Source organism: Methanonatronarchaeum thermophilum, assembly GCF_002153915.1.
Lineage (GTDB): Archaea > Halobacteriota > Methanonatronarchaeia > Methanonatronarchaeales > Methanonatronarchaeaceae > Methanonatronarchaeum > Methanonatronarchaeum thermophilum.
In genome coordinates this window covers 327,501-330,000 of sequence record NZ_MRZU01000004.1, presented here as the reverse complement: position 1 = coordinate 330,000, position 2,500 = coordinate 327,501, and the positions used below count along the sequence as shown (strand labels likewise).

At 36.2% G+C, this 2,500-nt stretch carries 3 protein-coding genes (2 of these 3 only partly in view); 2 read left to right on the top strand and 1 reads right to left on the bottom strand.

The genetic code is table 11. The features are described 5' to 3' along the window. Positions 1 to 1,268: the 3' portion of a hybrid sensor histidine kinase/response regulator gene (locus tag AMET1_RS06590; RefSeq protein ID WP_143406882.1), read on the top strand. The gene continues 1,282 nt to the left of window position 1, outside the view; the window shows 1,268 of its 2,550 coding nt (coding positions 1,283-2,550); its start codon lies beyond the left edge, outside the window; the stop codon is at positions 1,266 to 1,268. 393 nt (positions 1,269 to 1,661) lie between these two features. Continuing rightward, entirely contained in the window at positions 1,662 to 2,345 is a 684-nt protein-coding gene (locus AMET1_RS06585; protein WP_161490813.1) for a phosphoadenylyl-sulfate reductase, read from the top strand. A gap of 10 nt (positions 2,346 to 2,355) precedes the next feature. Here AMET1_RS06585 and AMET1_RS06580 read toward each other — a convergent pair whose 3' ends face one another. Continuing rightward, positions 2,356 to 2,500, bottom strand: partial view of a UPF0280 family protein gene (locus AMET1_RS06580; RefSeq protein WP_161490812.1) — the 3' end only. 464 nt of this gene lie beyond the right edge of the window; only the last 145 of its 609 coding nucleotides appear in the window; the start codon falls outside the window, past its right edge — the gene reads right to left on this strand; it ends in the stop codon at positions 2,356 to 2,358.

Here is a 2,500-nt window from a genome sequence, read left to right as displayed (position 1 = left end):
GCAAAAAGACAAGCGAAGTGGAAGGTAAGACGGCGATTGAGATATTTGGAGAACAAGGTAGAAAGTTAGAAGAGAAATACAAGAAATGCATAGAAGAAAAAAAGACGATTAGCTATGAAGAATCGATAGAGACCGAGAAAGGAGTTTTAAACGCTGTAACAAAACTCACACCGATAATCAATGAAAATGAAGTCGAAATGATTGTTGGTACCTCTCTTGACATCACCGAAAGAAAAAAGAAAGAGAAAGAACTGGAGAAAACACTTGCAATGCTAAAGACATTGATGGAAGCCCAGGAAGTAGGGATACTCTTCGAAAATCAAGACAGAGATATTATATATGTGAATGAAGAGTTCTGTAGCCTATTCAACGTGCCTGAAAAAGAAGATTTGGTTGGATTAGACTGTAGAGACGCTGCAGACCAAGCTAAAGAGATATTTAAACAGCCAGATAAATTTATAGATGAGGTAGAGGAGCTTGTGCGGAGAGAAGAAAAAAACAAATCCGAAGAACTCAGACTTAAGGACGGCCGTATATTCTTGAGAGACTACATACCAATAAAAACAGGTGAAAAAGAAAACGGACATCTGTGGCAATATAGAGATATAACAGAACTCAAGAAGATGGAGAAAAGAGAGGAGTTCCTGCACCGCATACTGAGACATGACGTACAGAACAAAAACCAGATAACAACTGGATACCTACAGCTAATGAAAAAACAAGATCCACCTAAAGAGATACTTAAAAACCTAGAAAAAGCAATAAAATCAACAGAAGAGGCAATGAACATAATAGAGAAGGTCAAGACACTTAGAGAGCTAGAAATAAAAACAGAAACAAGAGAAATCAAAATAAAAAAACAGATAAAAGAAGTTATAAGTGAGATGGAAAAACTGGCCAGAGAAAAAGACATAAAAATCAATGCCGACCTAAACAACTGCAAGGTAAAAGGAGGGCCATTACTAAAACAAGCACTATACAACATAATTGAAAACTCAGTAAAGCACTCTAGATGTAAAGAAATCAAAATAAAAAACGAAAAACATAAAGAAAACTGTGAAATAAAGATTGAGGACGATGGTGAGGGAATACCAGAAAAAGAGATTGGAGATATATTTAATCAGGGAACAAGCTACGGTGAAAACGCTGGCTCTGGACTAGGCCTCTATCTATCTAAAAAGATAATCAAAAACTACGGTGGAGAGATAAAATATAACTCCAATCAGATAGAGGGAGCGAAATTCACAATAAAACTAGAAAGAACATAAATAAAAACTTTATCACAGCTGGTAAAAAACCAGATGGATTTCTATACTTTTTTTATAGTGATTTTTTATTATTCTCTTTTTTTGTGTATAAATCTGTATTTTTTTTATTTTTTGTTTTTAGAGTTCCTTAGGTTTTTTATTGAGTTAATAGTGTCTCTGGCCGCTAAACGATTTTTTTATACTGTTTTTGTTGTTTTGTCACAGGCTTCATAACTGGTTTTTTTTGTTATTTAGGTTGTTTAGTTTTATCTGGTTTTTCTTGTTCTTTTTTTCCGATGGTTTTTAGTGTTAGTTACAATAATTGAAGGTATAGGGTTGTTGTTTATATGTGGCTTGGTTGGTTTGAAATAAATTATGTGTTTTGTAAAATGAGTTTTTCTGGAGTGTGTAATTTTGGCTCAGACTTCAAAGAATATTGAAACGCCTCATTTCTCATGTAAGGTTGATACTCTTAATGAGAAGGTTGCTAGGGCGCTTAAAATAATTAGTTATGCATATAGGAAGTACGGTGATATTACTATCGCTAATAGTTTTGGTAAGGATAGTATGGTGACTATGCATCTGGTTTTGAGGGTTGTTGACAGGCCTGATGTGTTCAGTGTTTTGAGTGACACTGAGTTTCAGGAGACCCTTGATCTTCGGGATAAGGTTGTTAATAGTTTTGATATCGATTATAGGGAGTTTAGTTTTAATCAGCCGGATAGGGCTTTTGATGATGTTTCAGTTTGCTGTGGAAAAGTTAAGGTTGAAGCTACTGAAAAAGCGCTTGAGGGGTATGATGCATGGGTAACCGGTTTAAGGGTTACTGAGTCTGAAACCCGGCGGGATGCAGGGTACATTGAGGAGGATAAGAAGACTGTTAAGATCAATCCGATTAGGGATTTTACTGAGCTTGATGTCTGGAGGTATACAGCTATAAACGAGATTCCAGTTAATGATGCTTACAGGAAGGGATATAGGTCTCTTGGATGCACCAACTGTACAACCTTGCCTGAAAGTAGGGATGAGTCTGAGAGGGCTGGTAGGTGGAGAGAAGCCGATAAAACTGAGTGTGGTATCCACACAACCTCGATTTAAATATCTTTTTTTATTTAGTTTTGTTTTTTATGAGGTTTATTTGAGGTATACGGCCGGTGGTGCCTATCTGGTCGTTTTTTATTATTATGCATCCCTGTATCTCTAGGTCGTCGGCGTGGTCTAGACCTTTCTTTATCGCGGTTTCTATGTCTTGA